The 15,459-nt window shown below is 73.9% G+C and carries 14 protein-coding genes and 1 riboswitch; of the genes, 10 read left to right on the forward strand and 4 right to left on the reverse strand.

Going from position 1 to position 15,459, the window contains the following annotated elements; genetic code table 11:
* Nucleotides 1–78 precede the first annotated feature (78 nt).
* Nucleotides 79–198, reverse strand: a riboswitch (glycine riboswitch).
* 131 nt (nt 199–329) lie between these two features.
* The 3 genes from KW076_RS00420 (at nt 330) to KW076_RS00430 (ending at nt 3,477) form a co-directional block, all read left to right on the forward strand.
* Complete coding sequence (locus tag KW076_RS00420) at nt 330–857, forward strand: putative sulfate exporter family transporter (RefSeq protein WP_224355675.1); 528 nt, start codon at nt 330–332, stop codon at nt 855–857.
* 147 nt (nt 858–1,004) lie between these two features.
* On the forward strand, nt 1,005–1,442 hold the full coding sequence (locus tag KW076_RS00425) for a hypothetical protein (protein ID WP_224355676.1): 438 nt from the start codon (nt 1,005–1,007) through the stop codon (nt 1,440–1,442).
* A 106-nt stretch (nt 1,443–1,548) separates the two neighbouring features.
* The gene (locus KW076_RS00430) at nt 1,549–3,477 is read left to right on the forward strand and encodes a metallophosphoesterase (protein ID WP_224355677.1); all 1,929 of its coding nucleotides are present in this window, start codon (nt 1,549–1,551) and stop codon (nt 3,475–3,477) included.
* Here the strand turns inward: KW076_RS00430 and KW076_RS00435 are convergent.
* Complete coding sequence (locus tag KW076_RS00435) at nt 3,434–3,685, reverse strand: hypothetical protein (RefSeq protein WP_224355678.1); 252 nt, start codon at nt 3,683–3,685, stop codon at nt 3,434–3,436. The genes KW076_RS00430 and KW076_RS00435 overlap by 44 nt on opposite strands.
* A 72-nt stretch (nt 3,686–3,757) precedes the next feature.
* Nucleotides 3,758–5,041: an acyl-CoA dehydrogenase family protein gene (locus tag KW076_RS00440; RefSeq protein ID WP_224355679.1), complete on the reverse strand. Its 1,284-nt coding sequence runs from the start codon at nt 5,039–5,041 to the stop codon at nt 3,758–3,760.
* A gap of 171 nt (nt 5,042–5,212) precedes the next feature.
* Between KW076_RS00440 and KW076_RS00445 the strand changes: the two genes are divergently transcribed.
* Both KW076_RS00445 and KW076_RS00450 read left to right on the forward strand, forming a co-directional pair.
* A complete protein-coding gene (locus KW076_RS00445) occupies nt 5,213–6,970 on the forward strand; it encodes an AMP-binding protein (RefSeq protein ID WP_224355680.1) in 1,758 nt (585 codons plus the stop codon).
* Between the two features lie 20 nt (nt 6,971–6,990).
* A complete protein-coding gene (locus KW076_RS00450; RefSeq protein WP_434084347.1) occupies nt 6,991–7,512 on the forward strand; it encodes a MarR family winged helix-turn-helix transcriptional regulator in 522 nt (173 codons plus the stop codon).
* A gap of 20 nt (nt 7,513–7,532) precedes the next feature.
* Here KW076_RS00450 and KW076_RS00455 read toward each other — a convergent pair whose 3' ends face one another.
* On the reverse strand, nt 7,533–8,306 hold the full coding sequence (locus KW076_RS00455) for an SDR family NAD(P)-dependent oxidoreductase (RefSeq protein WP_224356747.1): 774 nt from the start codon (nt 8,304–8,306) through the stop codon (nt 7,533–7,535).
* 248 nt (nt 8,307–8,554) lie between these two features.
* On the opposite strand from KW076_RS00455, the gene KW076_RS00460 reads away from it, so the two are divergent.
* From KW076_RS00460 to KW076_RS00480, 5 genes are all read left to right on the forward strand, one after another.
* The gene (locus KW076_RS00460; RefSeq protein ID WP_224355682.1) at nt 8,555–10,093 is read left to right on the forward strand and encodes a CoA-acylating methylmalonate-semialdehyde dehydrogenase; all 1,539 of its coding nucleotides are present in this window, start codon (nt 8,555–8,557) and stop codon (nt 10,091–10,093) included.
* A 30-nt stretch (nt 10,094–10,123) separates the two neighbouring features.
* The gene (gene mmsB / locus KW076_RS00465) at nt 10,124–11,071 is read left to right on the forward strand and encodes a 3-hydroxyisobutyrate dehydrogenase (protein ID WP_224355683.1); all 948 of its coding nucleotides are present in this window, start codon (nt 10,124–10,126) and stop codon (nt 11,069–11,071) included.
* On the forward strand, nt 11,068–11,871 hold the full coding sequence (locus KW076_RS00470) for an enoyl-CoA hydratase-related protein (RefSeq protein ID WP_224355684.1): 804 nt from the start codon (nt 11,068–11,070) through the stop codon (nt 11,869–11,871). Before mmsB ends, KW076_RS00470 begins: the two co-directional genes overlap by 4 nt.
* A gap of 10 nt (nt 11,872–11,881) precedes the next feature.
* A complete protein-coding gene (locus tag KW076_RS00475) occupies nt 11,882–13,036 on the forward strand; it encodes an enoyl-CoA hydratase/isomerase family protein (RefSeq protein ID WP_224355685.1) in 1,155 nt (384 codons plus the stop codon).
* A gap of 69 nt (nt 13,037–13,105) precedes the next feature.
* On the forward strand, nt 13,106–14,053 hold the full coding sequence (locus KW076_RS00480; RefSeq protein ID WP_224355686.1) for a hypothetical protein: 948 nt from the start codon (nt 13,106–13,108) through the stop codon (nt 14,051–14,053).
* 3 nt (nt 14,054–14,056) lie between these two features.
* Here the strand turns inward: KW076_RS00480 and KW076_RS00485 are convergent, their stop codons facing one another.
* The gene (locus tag KW076_RS00485) at nt 14,057–15,442 is read right to left on the reverse strand and encodes a cytochrome b/b6 domain-containing protein (RefSeq protein WP_224355687.1); all 1,386 of its coding nucleotides are present in this window, start codon (nt 15,440–15,442) and stop codon (nt 14,057–14,059) included.
* Nucleotides 15,443–15,459 lie beyond the last annotated feature (17 nt).

Here is a 15,459-nt window from a genome sequence, read left to right on the forward strand (position 1 = left end):
CGCAGGCCGGCTTGCACCGTCGGTGGCCCCTGCGCGGCCGCGGGTGCGGGCGCGCGGCGGGGCGCTTTCCAGAGCGCCTGACCCCGGGCGGTACGGATGCCTGAGAGATTCCCGGGGAGGACTTGCTCCTTCGGCGGCCGGCCCGCGCATCCCGCCCGGAGGGCGGCACACGCGCCGGCGCTCTCCCGCGTGGGGCATGCGGCGTGCATCGAGTATCCCACAGACGTGCCCGGGGCCACAGGGGGACGCTCGGCCTATGGTGGAGCGGTGACCGACTCCGCCCCGACACCCCGCTCCCCCGCCCGCCGGCCCGGCGCCGCGGTGCCCCGGTGCCGGCCCGGCTCGAGCCGGGCATCGCGGTCGCCGCGAAGCCGGTGCTGCGCGCGGGGATCGTGCTGCTGGGCCTGCAGCTGCTGCTCTCGGACGTGCTGGCCCTGGGCTGGGGCGCGGTCGGGCTCGTCGTGGGCGTGGTGGCCCTGACCTTCGCCGCGGCGCTCGCGCTCGGCCGGGCGCTGCGCCTGCCGTGGGACCTCACCGCCCTCGTGGCCTCCGGGTTCTCGATCTGCGGCGCGGCCGCCGTGGCGGCGGCGGACGGCGTGGTCCGGGCCCGCCGCGAGATGGCCGCGACCGCGATCGGCCTCGTGGTCCTCTTCGGCACCCTGATGATCCCGCTCCTGCCCGCACTGACCGGCGCCCTGGGCCTCGGCGAGCGCGCGGCCGGCCTGTGGATCGGGGCATCCACGCACGAGGTGGCACAGGTGGTGGCCGCCGGCGGGCCCCGGCCCCTGGTGCTGGGGGCCGGGTCGACGGCCGTCGCGCTGGCCGCGGGCCGGGCGGGGGCGGCGCTGCTCGGCTGACCGGCGTTATCGTTGATGAAACGGGGCCGGGCCCGGCGTTTTCGTTGATGAAACGGGGGCGGGCCCGGCGCTTCCGCATCCGAAACAGGGCCGGGGAGACGCCGCCTGCGCGGCCCCTCCACTGGGGACGACGGAGGGGGCCCACGCATGGTGAACCGCACAGCGAAGCGCGCAGGCTGGGACTACGACGCCCTCGCGTTCCTGATGGGCTTCCTCGGGGCCGCGGCGGGCGGGTTCGCGGTGGCGTTCCTTCAGCTCCTGGGCGCCGAGGGGCTCGACGCCTTCCTCGGGCTCACCGTCCTGTTCGGCATCGGACCGGTCCACGCCCTCGTCGCCGCACTGGTCTCGCCGCCGCTGCTCGCCGGGCTCCGCCGGGTGCACCCCCGCTGGCTCCACGTCCTGATCGCCGGCGGCGTGCAGGCGGGGATCGCGGCGGGCGTCGCCTCGCTCTGGCTGCAGAACGCGGATGCCCGGCATCTCCCGGGATACGTGCTGACCTCCGGGGTGCTCCTCGCCGTCGCCTGGGCCTGGGCGCTGCGGCGGAGCGCGTGGCGCCCCGCAGGAGGTCCTGCGGACGGCGCGTGAGACCCGTTCACGCGCCGGTCGCCCACCGTCCACCTCCTGCTGAGACCCAGGACGAACGCGTCCAACACCCTGGCACGGTCCCCGCACCGACACCCCGGAGGTCCCCGTGAACCCCGCCTTCTCCCGCCGCACCGGCCTGCGCGCCCTGGCCGCCGCCGTCGTGACCGGCACCGTGGCCACCACCGCACCCGCCGCCCTGGCGAAGACCGCGCAGCACGCCCCCGCCGTGCCGGCCGGCGCCGACGGCTTCCGCGTCCTGCCGTACCTGATGGAGCCCACCGCCACCTCGATGGACCTCGTGTGGTTCTCCGAGCGGCCGGTCGCGGGCACCGTCGTCGTCTCGGGCCCGGGCCTGGGGAACAACCACGGCAACGGCCGCACCCGCCCGGCCGGCACGCGCGTCTCCGCCCCCGAGCTGCAGCCGCTGCTGGCCTACACGCAGAAGGAGCTGACCCAGACCCTCACGGGCCTGCCGCAGGGCTCCTGGCTGCTCGGTGCCGAGAACTGGAAGCACCGTGTCTCCCTCGCCGGCCTGAAGCCGGGCAAGGAGTACACCTACACCGTCACCCAGGGCGGGCGGCGCCACACCGCCTCCTTCCGCACCGCCGACGACGGCCGCGACTGGTCCGACCTGCGCCTCATCGCGTTCTCCGACACCGAGACCGAGCCCTACGGCCGCATCGAGAACCGCGAGTGGGAGCTCAGCCAGGTGACCCCCTACACCGAGGGCTCCCTGCCCCGCCCGGGCGAGGGGTCCCTGTGGCAGCAGACCTTCGGCTCCACCGTCCGCTACGGCGCGTTCACCCTGAAGTACCCGCTCACGCAGGACGTGGGCCTGCGCGAGAACATCGCGCACATCGACGCCGCCGACCCGGACCTGCTCCTCGTGGCCGGCGACCTCGGCCAGGGCTCCGCCTACCAGCCCGGCTGGGACGAGTTCTTCCGCCACGTCGCGGGCGAGCACTCTGACATCGCCTCCCGCGTGCCGCTCATCACCGCCCTGGGCAACTGGGAGACCTTCGCCGCGCTCAACGGCGGCTACGGCACCCCCGCCGACCGCTCCCCCGTGGTCCGCTCGCGCAACAAGTACCACGCCTACTTCGAGCGCACCGGCGCCGGCACGGACCGGCAGAACCCGCGCTTCCGCGGCTCCTACTACCGCACCGACCACGGCCCGCTGACGATCATCACCCTGGACTCCACCAACGGCGTCCCGGACGAGTCCGTGAACGGCCCGCTCTCCGGCGCGCCGATCTCCGGCGACGACCGCGGCCTCACCGCCGCCACGATGCCCACCGACACGCAGGGCTCGTTCACCCAGGCCGAGTACGAGGCCGCCTTCCCGAAGGTCTTCCCCGGCAGCACGCCGGCCGACGCCGACCTGCCCGTCTTCAACCCCGGCCACGCCCAGTGGGCGTGGGCCGAGGAGCAGCTCGCCGACGCGCGGGCCAAGGGGCAGATCATCCTCGTCGAGTTCCACCACGTGCCGTTGTCGATCGGCGAGCACGGCACCCCGCCCAACCACGCCGTCCCGGACGACCAGTCCGGCGTCGCGATGCGCGTCTACGCGCCGCTGCTGGAGAAGCACGGCGTCGCCGTCGTCATCTCCGGCCACGACGAGATGTTCCAGCGCTCGTGGGTGGACGCGGACGGCGATGGCGTGGGCTTCCACTCCTACGACGTGGGCGTGGCCTCGGACGGCCTGCGCGGCGAGAAGTACGCGAAGAACGCGGCCGGCGAGTACGAGCCCGTGCGGTTCAACACGCACATGGAGTGGACCGCCAACACCCACGAGCCCGAGACCTGGGCGGACGTGGACGGCGTGCGCCAGCTCGTGGACGGCGGCATGCACTACGGCCACCTGCAGATCGACCTGAAGCGCCGCGGCCAGAGCGCCGAGATGACGTTGACGCCGATGTACGTGTTCCCGATCCTGGACTCGCAGTACAGGCTCGTGCGCACCGAGCGCCGCGCCTACGGCGACGTGCAGCTCATCCGGTTCGACCGGAACGGCGTGCCGCTGCCGCGCCGCTGAGCGCGGACGCACGCTCGCACGACGACGTCGGGACCGGGGAGGCCGGCGGGGCGGAGCCGCCGAAGACCGCCACGGACACGTCGTACCCGATCGCGATGCCCGTGGAGTGCACGTGGGCCGGCATCGGCTCGGTCATGGTGGCGTACGGGACGCCGCAGCACAGGCCGGTCGTCAGGCTCAGGGCGAGCAGGGTGATGAGCGCGCTCATGAGGAACAGCCGGCGCCGGTGGAGCAGAGTCTCGCGGAGGGGGCCCGACGTCGTCGCGGGTCGAGGGGCGGCTCAGACGAAGGCGGAGACCCCCGTGAGGGCGCGGCCGACCAGCAGCGCGTTGATGCTCTGCGTGCCCTCGTAGGTGTAGATGGCCTCGACGTCGCCCATGAACCGGGCCATCTCGTACGAGGCCACGATCCCGTTGCCGCCCATGGCGTCCCGGGCCAGGGCGGCGGACTCGCGGGCCAGGCGGGTGGAGGTGGCCTTGGCGGCGGCGGCGTGGACCATCTTCAGGGTGCCGTCGTCCTGCAGGCGCTGCACCTGCATCATCAGCCCCGTGGCCGCGGCGAGGTTGCCGGCCACCTGCGCGATCGCGGCCTGGATCAGCTGGAACTTCGCCAGCGGCCGGCCGAACTGCGTGCGGGTGAGCGCGTACTCGCGCAGGGTGCGCAGGATGCCCTGCTGCACGCCGACGCCCTGCCAGCCCACCCACGCGCGGGAGTCGCGCAGCATCTCGCGGGTGGCGTCGAAGGAGCCGGCGCCGGGCAGGAGCGCCTCGGGCCCGAGGCGGACGTCGTCGAACACCATGTCCGCGTTCTGCATGATGCGCAGACCCGTCTTGCCGGTGATCTTGGAGGCGGAGAAGCCGGGGGCGTCCGTGGGGACGAGGAAGCACTTCACCTCGCCGTCCGAGACGTCCTTGGCCCACACCAGGGCGACGGCGGCCACCGTGCCCGCGCCGATCCAGCGCTTGGTGCCGCGCAGGATCCAGCCGTCGCCGTCGGGGGTGGCGGTGGTCTCCACGCCGCCGGCGATGTCCGAGCCGTGGTCCGGCTCGGTGAGGCAGAACGCACCGAGCGCCTCGAAGCGGCGCAGCGCCGGCACCCAGCGCTGCTTCTGCTCCTCGGTGCCGAAGCGCTCGATCGAGCCGATGTTGAGCTCGTTGTGGATGCCCACGAGCGCGGAGAAGGACAGGTCCACGCGGGCGATCGCCACGTGTACGAGGTTCTGGAAGAGGCGGGAGGCGCCGAGGAAGTCGAGCTCGCCGAGGCCCACCGAGGCGAGCCCGGGGAGCATCTCCATGGGCAGGGTCTCCGTGTTCCACGGCTCGGCCAGGTGGGGGCGGACGTGCTCCTCGAGGTGCGCCTCGATGCGTTCCAGGTGGGCGCGCTCCTCGGCGGAGAGGAGCGAGCGCAGGTCGAAGAGGTCGACGTCCGGCAGGCCGTCCGTCACCGCGGCGGCGGGGGCGGCGGCGTGGCCGGGGTGCACGGCGGCGGCCACGGTGAGCACGCCCGTGGCGGGGCTGGCCGCGGGCTCGGCGGAGGCGGGCGAGGGGGTCGGCGAGGGGGTCATGGCGGCGTCTCCTTCGACAGGGGTGGAGCGAGGGGCTCGTGCGTCGGCGGGGTGGAGCGGATCGGCGCGACACGAAATGTCGCTGGACCGACTATAGGACTTCCATCTACATTCAGAGTGTCGCACGTCACACTCGCGACGCACCAGTCGCCCGCCGCCCCAGGAGGACCCATGACCACCACATCCGTGACCGAGCGCCTCCGCGCCGCCCGTGACCTGCTCGTGGAGTGCCAGGAGGACTACGACCGCGCCCGCGCGGAGTTCGAGTGGCCGCGCTTCGAGCACTTCAACTTCGGCTTCGACTGGTTCGACCAGCTCGCCGCCCGCCCGGACCGCGCCGACGTCCCCGCGCTGATCATCTCCGACGCCGGCGGCGGACACCTCTCCCGCACCTACGCCGAGCTCTCCGCCGCCTCCAACCGGGCCGCGAACTGGCTCCGCGAGCGGGGCATCACCCCCGGCGACCGTGTGATCCTCATGCTGGACAACCAGGTCGAGCTCTGGGAGCTCATGCTCGCCTGCATCAAGCTGCGCGTGGTCATGGTCCCCACCACCACGCAGATGACCTCCGCCGACCTCGCCGACCGCGTCGAGCGCGCCGAGGCCCGCTGGGTGGTCGCCTCCGCGGAGAACCTCGCCAAGTTCGACGGCGTGGACTCCGGGCTGCACCTGGTGCACATCCCCGGCGTCGCCGCGCAGGGGGACGCGCGCACGGCCCCCGTCGTCGCCGGCCACGAGGTGCTCTCCTACGACGACGCGGCCTCCGCCTCCCCCGAGCTGACCCCCGACTCCCCCACGCCCGCGGACGAGACGCTGCTGCTGTACTTCACCTCCGGCACCACGTCCAAGCCGAAGCTGGTGGAGCACACCCACACGTCCTACCCGGTGGGGCACCTGACCACCGTGTACTGGATCGGCCTGCAGCCCGGCGACGTGCACCTGAACGTCGCCTCCCCCGGCTGGGCGAAGCACGCCTGGTCGAACTTCTTCGCCCCGTGGATCGCGGAGGCCACGATCTTCGTGCACAACGCCCGCAAGTTCGACGCCGCCGCGCTCATGGCGGACATGGACGAGTTCGGTGTGACCTCCCTGTGCGCCCCGCCCACCGTGTGGCGCATGCTCATCAAGGCCGACCTCTCCCTGCTGAAGACGCCGCCGGTGAAGACGATCTCCGCCGGCGAGCCCCTCAACGCCGAGGTGATCGACCAGGTGCACCGCGCGTGGGGCACCACCATCCGCGACGGCTTCGGCATGACCGAGACCACCCTGCAGATCGCCAACACCCCCGGGCAGAAGCTCGTGATCGGCTCCATGGGCCGGCCGCTGCCGGGCATGGACGTCGTGCTGATCGACCCGCTCACCGGCGAGGAGGCTGCCGAGGGCGAGATCTGCCTGCGCCTGGATCCCCGCCCCGTGGGCCTGCTGAAGTCCTACTACGGCAACGAGGAGAAGACCGCCGAGGTGTTCCGGGACGGCGTCTTCCACTCGGGGGACATCGCCTCCCTCGACGAGAGCGGCGTGCTCACCTACGTGGGCCGCGCGGACGACGTCTTCAAGTCCTCGGACTACAAGATCAGCCCGTTCGAGCTGGAGTCCGTGCTCGTGGAGCACCCGGCCGTCATGGAGGCCGCGATCGTGCCCTCCCCGGACGAGGTGCGCCTGGCCGTGCCCAAGGCGTTCGTCACCCTGGCGCCCTCCTACGAGCCCACGGCGGAGACCGCCCGGCAGATCCTCCAGCACACGCTGACGCAGCTGCCGCCCTACAAGCGCATCCGCCGCATCGAGTTCCGGGAGCTGCCGAAGACCATCTCCGGCAAGATCCGCCGCGTGGAGCTGCGCAAGGCCGAGGCCGAGCGCGCCGAGACCGGCCAGGCCCCGGAGGGCTACGGCATCGAGCACCGCGAGGAGGACCTGGACCTCAAGCGCTGAGCGGCGCGCCGACCCCTAGGATGTCTGGGATGAGCACTCGTGATCCCCTCCCCCAGGACCCCATCCGGGAGGCCGCCCGGAACTGGGAGCACCACGGCTGGGGCGAAGTGGCGGCCCCCATGGCGGCGGTCACCGCGATCATGCGCACGCAGGCGATCCTGCTGGCCCGCACGCAGGCGGTGCTCAAGCCGTTCGGCCTGACGTTCGCCCGGTACGAGCTGCTGGCGCTGCTGAACTTCTCCCGGGAGAGGCGGCAGCTGATGTCGAAGGCGGGGGCGCTGCTGCAGGTGCACCCGACCTCCGTGACCAACGCCGTCGACCGCCTGGAGGCCGCCGGCCTCGTGGAGCGCCAGCCCCACGAGACCGACCGCCGTGCCCTCCTCCTCGCCCTGACGGACGAGGGCCGACGCGTGGCGGACGCCGCCACCGAGGCGCTGAACGCCGAGGTGTTCGGGGCCACCGGCTTCACCGACGACGACGTCGCCGCCCTGAACGAGATCCTCGGCCGGTTCCGGGCGGGCTCAGGCGACTTCGAGGCCTGAGCCCGCCCGGGGCCGCCGGCTCAGCGGGGCTCGAGGCGCACGGCGCCGTCGAGCCGGATGGTCTCGCCGTTGAGGAACGGGTTGGAGACGATCTGCTCCACGAGTAGCGCGTAGTCGTCCGGGGCGCCCAGGCGTGCCGGGTGCGGGGTCTTGGTGGAGAGGGCCTCGCGGGCGGCCTCGGGCAACCCGGCCATCATCGGGGTCTCCATGAGGCCGGGGGCGATCGTCACCACGCGCACCTGGCTCGCGGCGAGCTCGCGCGCGGCCGGCAGGGTCAGCGCCGCCACGGCGCCCTTGGAGGCGGAGTAGGCGATCTGCCCGATCTGGCCGTCGAACGCGGCCACGGAGGCGGTGTTCACGATCACGCCGCGGTCCTCACCCCAGAGCTCCTGGTCCTTCATGACGGCGGCGGCGCGGGCCATCATCGTCACGGTGCCGACCACGTTGATGGCCAGCACGCGGGAGAGGGCCTCGGCGGCCAGGGGACCGTCGCGCCCCACGAGCTTGCCGGGGGTGGCCACGCCCGCGCAGTTCACGAGCACGCGCAACGGCCCGGCCTCGAGCGCGGCCGCCACGGCCTGCTCGGCGGTGGCCTCGGCGGTGACGTCGCCCGTGATGAACCGCGCGCGCTCGCCCAGGGAGGCGACGGCGTCGGCGCGCAGGCTCTCCCCCTCACGGTCGGGCAGGTCCACCACGACGACGGCGGCGCCCGCCGCCGCCAGTCGGCGCGCCGTCGCGTGGCCGAGGCCGGAGGCCCCTCCCGTGACGATGGCGCTCGCGCCCTGCAGGTCCAGCGACTCGCGTCGTGCCATGGTCTCCTCTTCTCCGCCGGTTCTCCGGCCTCGTGTGGGCGGCGTCCGGCCGTCCGGGCGCCCTGTGGTCCGCCCTCAGGGTAGGAGGGGGGCGTGAGCCCGGTCACCATCCCCGCACCCTCGGTCCCGAATATTTCACCAGATGAATATTGCACGTCCGATGATCTCCACCTAGGCTGAATGAGACGCCGGTCACACCCGCGGCCCCGCCGCCCGCACGAGGAGAAGCCATGTCCCAGCAGAGCCAGACCCAGCAGACCATCCCGCACTTCGTCCACGGGGCGCGCACGGGCACGGACGCCGCCCGCACCTCGGACGTGTTCGACCCCTCCACCGGCCAGGTCCAAGCCCGCGTGGCCCTGGCCTCCCCGGAGGAGGTCACCGCCGCCGTGGATTCCGCCGCCGAGGCGTTCCGCACCTGGTCCGCCATGAACCCGCAGCGCCGCGGGCGGGTCCTGCTGACGTGGGTGGACCTGATCAACGCGAACGCGGACGAGCTCGCCGAGACCCTCTCCCGCGAGCACGGCAAGACCTTCGAGGACGCCAAGGGCGACATCCAGCGCGGCGTCGAGGTCGTGGAGTTCGCGGCCGGCGCCCCGCACCTGCTCAAGGGCGAGTTCTCCACCTCCGCCGGCACCGGGATCGACGTGCACTCGCTGCGCCAGCCCCTCGGCGTCGTCGCGGGCATCACCCCGTTCAACTTCCCCGCCATGATCCCGCTCTGGAAGGCGGGCATCGCCCTGGCCGCGGGCAACACCTTCGTGCTCAAGCCCTCCGAGCGGGACCCCTCCGTGCCGGTCCGCCTGGCCGAGCTGGCCCTCGAGGCCGGCCTGCCTGCCGGTGCACTCAACGTGGTGCACGGGGACAAGGCCGCCGTGGACGCGCTGATCGACGACCCGCGCGTCAAGGCCGTCGGCTTCGTGGGCTCCACGCCCATCGCCCAGTCGATCTACGAGCACGCCGCCCGCCGCGGCAAGCGCGCCCAGTGCTTCGGCGGCGCCAAGAACCACGCCGTGATCATGCCGGACGCGGACCTGGAGATGGCCGCGGACGCCCTGATCGGCGCCGCGTTCGGCTCCGCAGGCGAGCGCTGCATGGCCATCTCCGTGGCCGTGCCCGTGGGCGAGGAGACCGCCGACCGCCTGGTCGCCCTGCTGCGCGAGCGCATGGCCTCCCTCACCGTGGGCCCGTCCCTGGACCCGTCCTCCGACTTCGGCCCGGTGGTCTCCGCGCAGGCCAAGGAGCGCATCGAGTCGCTCATCCAGGCCGGCGTGGACGAGGGCGCCGAGCTCGTCGTGGACGGCCGCGGCGTCGTCGTGGAGGGCCACGAGGGCGGCTTCTACGTGGGCGCCACCCTCTTCGACCGCGTGCGCAAGGGCATGCGCATCCACGCGGAGGAGGTCTTCGGCCCGGTGCTCTGCGTGGTCCGCGCGAAGGACTACGAGGAGGCCCTCTCCCTGCCCAGCGACCACGAGTACGGCAACGGCGTGGCGATCTTCACCCGCGACGGCGACACCGCCCGCGACTTCAGCACGCGCGTCGAGTGCGGCATGGTCGGCGTCAACGTCCCGATCCCCGTGCCGATCGCCTACTACACCTTCGGCGGCTGGAAGGCGTCCGGCTTCGGCGACCTCAACCAGCACGGCACGGACGGGCTGAAGTTCTACACCAAGACCAAGACCGTCACCACGCGCTGGCCCTCCGGCCCGCGCCAGGGCGGGGCCGCCGCCTCCGAGGGCGCCAGCTTCGTGATGCCCGCCGGGTCCTGACCGGACCGCGAGAGAACCGAGGAGCACCTGATGAGCCAGAGCCAGACCCCCTCCGCCTCCCTGCCCGGCACGGTCGCCTTCATCGGCCTGGGCAACATGGGCGGCCCCATGGCCGCCAACCTGGTGGCCGCCGGCGTGACCGTGCGCGGCTTCGACCTGGTCCCCGCCGCCGTCGAGGCCGCCCGGGCCACGGGCGTGGAGATCGCCGACGACGCCGCCTCCGCCGTCCCCGGCGCGGACGTGGTGATCACCATGCTGCCCAACGGCGCGCTCGTGCGCGGCGTGTACGAGGGCACCGCCGACGCCCCCGGACTGCTGGGCGCCGCCGACCCGGACACCCTGTTCCTGGACTGCTCCACCATCAGCACCTCCGAGGCGCAGGAGGTGGCCGCCCTCGCCGAGGCCGCGGGCCACCGCGCCGCGGACGCCCCGGTCTCCGGCGGCGTCGTGGGCGCCCAGGCGGGCACGCTCGCCTTCATGGTGGGCGGCTCCGTGGAGGTGTTCGAGGAGATCCGCCCGCTGCTGGAGGTCATGGGCTCGCGGATCGTGCACTGCGGCGGCAACGGGCTCGGCCAGGCCGCCAAGGTCTGCAACAACATGCTCCTGGCCATCAGCCAGATCGGCGTGGCCGAGGCGTTCGTCCTCGGCGAGCGGCTCGGCCTGGAGCACCAGGTGCTCTTCGACGTGATGTCCGAGGCCACCGGCCGCTGCTGGTCGCTCACCGCCAACTGCCCGGTCCCCGGCCCGGTGCCCACCTCCCCCGCCAACCGGGACTTCGAGGGCGGCTTCGCCGGGGCGCTCATGGCCAAGGACCTCGGCCTGGCCCTCAAGGCCCTGGACGAGCAGCACGTGGGCGCCGAGATGGGGCGCCTGGCCCAGCGCACCTACGCCGCCTACGCTGACGGCGAGGGCGCCCGGAAGGACTTCTCCGGGATCATCGAGACCGTCCGCGAGGCAGGGAAGGACACCGCCGCATGAACGAGCAGAACCGCACCGAGGCCGCCGAGGCCGAGCAGCCCGTGATCGTCGGCCGGGACGGCCGCGTGGGCCGCATCCAGCTGAACCGCCCGAAGGCGCTCAACGCGCTGAACGCGGCGACGATGGAGGCCGTCGTGGCCGCCGCCGTCGAGATGGACGCGGACCCGGAGGTGGGAGCGATCCTGCTGCTGGGCTCCGCCAAGGCCTTCGCCGCCGGCGCGGACATCAAGGAGATGAAGGACAAGGACGCCGCGGACATGTACGCGGCCGACTGGTTCCGCCGCTGGGAGGACCTCGCCCGGCTGCGCACCCCGATCGTGGCGTGCGTGCAGGGCTACGCCCTCGGCGGCGGCTGCGAGCTCGCCATGATGGCGGACGTGCTCGTGGCCGGGCGCTCCGCGAAGTTCGGCCAGCCGGAGATCACCCTGGGCGTGCTGCCCGGCATGGGCGGCTCCCAGCGCCTGACCAAGTCGGTGGGCAAGGCCAAGGCCATGGACATGGTCCTCACCGGCCGCATGGTCGAGGCCGAGGAGGCCGAGCGCATGGGCCTGGTCTCCCGCCTCGTGGAGGACGAGGACGCCGTGGCCACCGCCGAGGAGGTGGCCGCCACGATCGCCGGGTTCTCCAAGCCCGTGGCGCAGATGAACAAGGAGGTCGTGCTCAACGCCTTCGAGACCCCGCTGACCCAGGGCCTCGTGTTCGAGCGCCGCGTGTTCCACGGCGTGTTCTCCTCCGAGGACCAGGCCGAGGGCATGGCCGCGTTCGCGGAGAAGCGCTCCCCCGTCTGGAAGCACCGCTGAGAGGAGTCCCATGAGCGAGCAGACCAGCACCCCCCAGGCCGCAGCCGAGGACGAGGTCCTCTTCGAGGCCGCCGACGGCGTCGGCGTCATCACCCTGAACCGACCCAAGGCGCTCAACGCCCTCTCCCACGGCATGGTGGTCGCGGTCCGCGAGCAGCTCGCCGCCTGGGAGGAGGACCCGGCGGTGCGCGCCGTCGTCGTCCGCGGGGCGGGCGAGCGCGGCCTGTGCGCCGGCGGCGACGTGGTCTCCCTGCACGGGATGATCACCACCGGCCGGGCCGCGGAGGCCATGGGGTACTTCGAGGACGAGTACGCCATGAACCACGCGATCTCCGTCTACCCGAAGCCCTACGTGGCGTTCATGGACGGGTTCGTGCTGGGCGGCGGCGTGGGCGTGTCCGCCCACGGCTCCCACCGGGTGGTCACGGAGCGCACCCGGATCGGCATGCCGGAGACCGGCATCGGGTTCACGCCCGACGTCGGCGGCTCCTGGCTGCTGGCCCGCGCGCCCCGGAACCTGGGCCGCCACCTCGGCCTGACCTCGGCCTTCGCCACGGGCGCCGACGCCCTGGAGCTCGGCTTCGGCGACGTCCTCGTGGACTCGGGGGACCTGGACGCGATCGTCGCCGAGCTGCGCGCCGAGGTGGGCTCCGCCGGCGACGACGCGGACGCGGCGCACGCCGCCGTGGACGCGGTGCTGGCACGGCACGCCCGCCCCGCGTCGGAGGCACCGCTGCTCGCGGACGCCGAGTGGCTGGAGCCGGCCTACGCGCACGACCGCGTGGAGGACGTCTTCGCAGCCCTGGAGGCCACCGCCGCGGACCACGCGGACGAGGGCGTCCGCACCCGCGCCGCCGAGGCCGCGGAGACCGTCCGCGCCAAGTCCCCCACCGCCGTGAAGGTCACCCTGGAGGCCCTGCGCCGTCTCGGCGACCGCGCCGGCGGGACGGGACGCCGCGAGGGCGTCGCCGCGGCCCTGGAGCAGGAGCACACCCTGGCCTCCCACCTGACCCGCGGCCACGACATGGCCGAGGGCATCCGCGCCCAGCTCGTGGACAAGGACCGGAACCCGCAGTGGTCCCCGGCCACTGTGGAGGAGGTCTCCGACGAGGCCGTGGCGGCCCACTTCGGCCCCGGTGAGGACGCCCCGCTGCGCCTGCGCTGACCCTGTGCCGGGCCGCCCCCGTGGCGGGCCGGCACAGGGTCAGTGCCGCGGCCGGTACGCTGACGCCTCGTGGACGAGATCACCCTGAACCCCGACGCCGACGCCCGCTGGCGCGGCCCGCGCCGCCTCCTCCTGGGTCGGCCCGAGCAGCTGGCCGGCCTGCGTCGCCGCGAGACCGCGGAGATCCAGGGCGACACCCTGCATCCCGGCGACTGGGAGGTCGGCCCGTGGGTGCGGGACCTCGACGGCCGCCCCACCGGCGCCGCCGCCTGCGTGGCCGCGGACAACCTCACCGCGGTCGCCCTGCACTGGGCCGCCGCCGAGGCCTACGACGCGATGGTCACCACCCAGCTGCAGGTGAACGTCCTGCGCCCCCTGCCCGTGTTCGACCCGGCCGACCCCGCCGACCGGCCCCGCCTGCGGATGCTCGGCACCCCCCTGTCCACGGACGCCCTCGGCGGCTGCGCCCGGGGCGTGATCGTCGACGACGACGGCACCGCCTACGTGGAGGCCACCGGCTGGTTCCAGGCGACCCCCGGCCCCATGTCCCTCGCCCTCGAGGCGTTCCGCGAGCACGCCGCCCTGCCCGTCGCCGAGGCCGACCGGGCGGACCTGCCCGCGGTGACCGCCGTCGTCGCGGACTCGGTGCCGGCTCCGCGCCCCGGGGAGCGCCCTGCGGTCAGCCAGGAGATGACGGCGGGGCTGCGCTTCCGCGCCGAGCCGCTGCTGGACAACCCCGGCGGCATGACCCACGGCGGCATCCAGTGCCTGCGCGCCGTCCTCGCCGCGCAGGCCGCGCTCCCCGACCGGCTGGAGTACGACGTGCAGGCCGTGCAGGTCGTGTTCGCCCGCCCGGGGCTCGGCGAACAGGTGGCGCTCACCCGCGTCCGCCACGCCGGGCGCAGCCTGCGGATCGTGGAGGTCGAGCTGGTCGGCGTCGACCCGGAGACCGGCGCCCCGCAGGCCGGGCGGCCGTCCATCCTGGCCCAGGTCAGCTTCCGCGCCGCCCAGGGCTGAGCGTCAGCGGCTGACGCGCCCGAAGCGCTCGGCCACGGGCGCCACGATGGCCGGCTTGAGGAGCACCCAGCCGGCGGCGATCACGGCGCAGCCCACGAGGAACGCCGCAAGGCCCCAGGCGTCGGCGGCGTTGCGCGCCAGGAACATGGCGTTCAGTTCGTGGAGCACGCCGGAGAACAGCACCAGCACCACGTGTACCACCACGAACAGCACGAACGCGAGCATCGTCGGGTAGTGCAGGCGCCGGGCGAGCTCCATGGGGAACCCCCGGCTCAGGGCCGTGTTCCGGGACGGCCACCAGCTGGACATGCGGAACCCGGTGAGCGCGGCCAGCGGGGCCAGCACGAACACCACGCCGGCGTACGTCACCATCTGCAGGGCGTTGTAGTGCAGCCAGCCGTCGTGCTCCGGCCACTGCAGGGACAGGTACTGCAGGGCGGTGGAGACCATGTGCTGCGGGGTCTGCGGGTCCGTCGGGATCAGCCGCATCCAGTGTCCCGTGGCGAACAGCAGCACCACGAACACGAGCCCGTTCAGCAGCCACAGCGCATCCAGCGCCTGGTGGATCCAGACGGTCAGCGAGTACGTGCCGCCCGTGGCCGAGCGCGGCGCGAACGGCCCCGGCTGGTGCGGGGTGAACGTCGCGGGGGGCCGGGTCTCGTGGCGCACCTGCAGCCCGGTGCGGACCACCAGCACCAGGAGGAACAGGTTCAGGAAGTGCTGCCAGGCCAGCCACGCCGGGATCCCGACGGGTGTCACCTCCGGGTGCCGCGGCACGCCCGGGTAGCGGGCCACGAACGCGGCCACCTCCGGCAGGGTCAGCAGCCAGCGCGCGCCCAGCACGGCCAACAGCCCCAGCACGACGACGCCGCCCACCGCCGCCGCCACGCGCCGCCCCGTCGAGGGGGCGGGCTTCGGGGTCGTCTCGGGTGCCCCGGCGGCCACGGGCTCGACGGTCGGCGTGGGCCCGGTGGCCACAGCAGGCTCGACGGTCGCCATCGGCGCGGGTTCAGGGGCCTGCGGTGCAGCGCCCACCCGGGCGGGGGGCCAGGGCTCACCGCGGAACGCGGTGTAGCCGGCCATACGGCGGCCCGGCACGGCGATCCCGGCCGGCGCGGTCGCCTCGAGGGGCACCGCAGCCGCAGCGGCCTCGGTCACCTCGGCGGGCGACGCCGCCGCGGCCGGGGCGGGAGCGGGCTGGGCCGCCTCCCGCACGGGCGGCCACGGCTCGCCGCGGAAGGCCGTGTAGCCGACCATGCGTCGGCCCGGCCGCCGCTCGTCTGCCGCAACGGCCGGCGTCGTCGTGGGCGCGGGGGCCTGCGGGACGCGGTCCCGGGGAGGCCAGGGCTCGCCTCGGAACTCGGTGTACCCCTGCATGCGCTGCGGCACTGGACGGCCCCTTTCCG

It is taken from the genome of Micrococcus porci (assembly GCF_020097155.1).
In the GTDB taxonomy this organism is placed as follows: domain Bacteria; phylum Actinomycetota; class Actinomycetes; order Actinomycetales; family Micrococcaceae; genus Micrococcus; species Micrococcus porci.

Excerpts from the sequence above, each read along its gene's own strand:
- KW076_RS00425 (WP_224355676.1), top strand. The coding sequence starts at position 1,005 with ATGGTGAACCGCACAGCGAAGCGCGCAGGCTGGGACTACGACGCCCTC.
- KW076_RS00435 (WP_224355678.1), bottom strand. The coding sequence starts at position 3,685 with ATGAGCGCGCTCATCACCCTGCTCGCCCTGAGCCTGACGACCGGCCTG.
- KW076_RS00440 (WP_224355679.1), bottom strand. The coding sequence starts at position 5,041 with ATGACCCCCTCGCCGACCCCCTCGCCCGCCTCCGCCGAGCCCGCGGCC.
- KW076_RS00445 (WP_224355680.1), top strand. The coding sequence starts at position 5,213 with ATGACCACCACATCCGTGACCGAGCGCCTCCGCGCCGCCCGTGACCTG.
- KW076_RS00450 (WP_434084347.1), top strand. The coding sequence starts at position 6,991 with ATGTCTGGGATGAGCACTCGTGATCCCCTCCCCCAGGACCCCATCCGG.
- KW076_RS00460 (WP_224355682.1), top strand. The coding sequence starts at position 8,555 with ATGTCCCAGCAGAGCCAGACCCAGCAGACCATCCCGCACTTCGTCCAC.
- mmsB (WP_224355683.1), top strand. The coding sequence starts at position 10,124 with ATGAGCCAGAGCCAGACCCCCTCCGCCTCCCTGCCCGGCACGGTCGCC.
- KW076_RS00470 (WP_224355684.1), top strand. The coding sequence starts at position 11,068 with ATGAACGAGCAGAACCGCACCGAGGCCGCCGAGGCCGAGCAGCCCGTG.
- KW076_RS00475 (WP_224355685.1), top strand. The coding sequence starts at position 11,882 with ATGAGCGAGCAGACCAGCACCCCCCAGGCCGCAGCCGAGGACGAGGTC.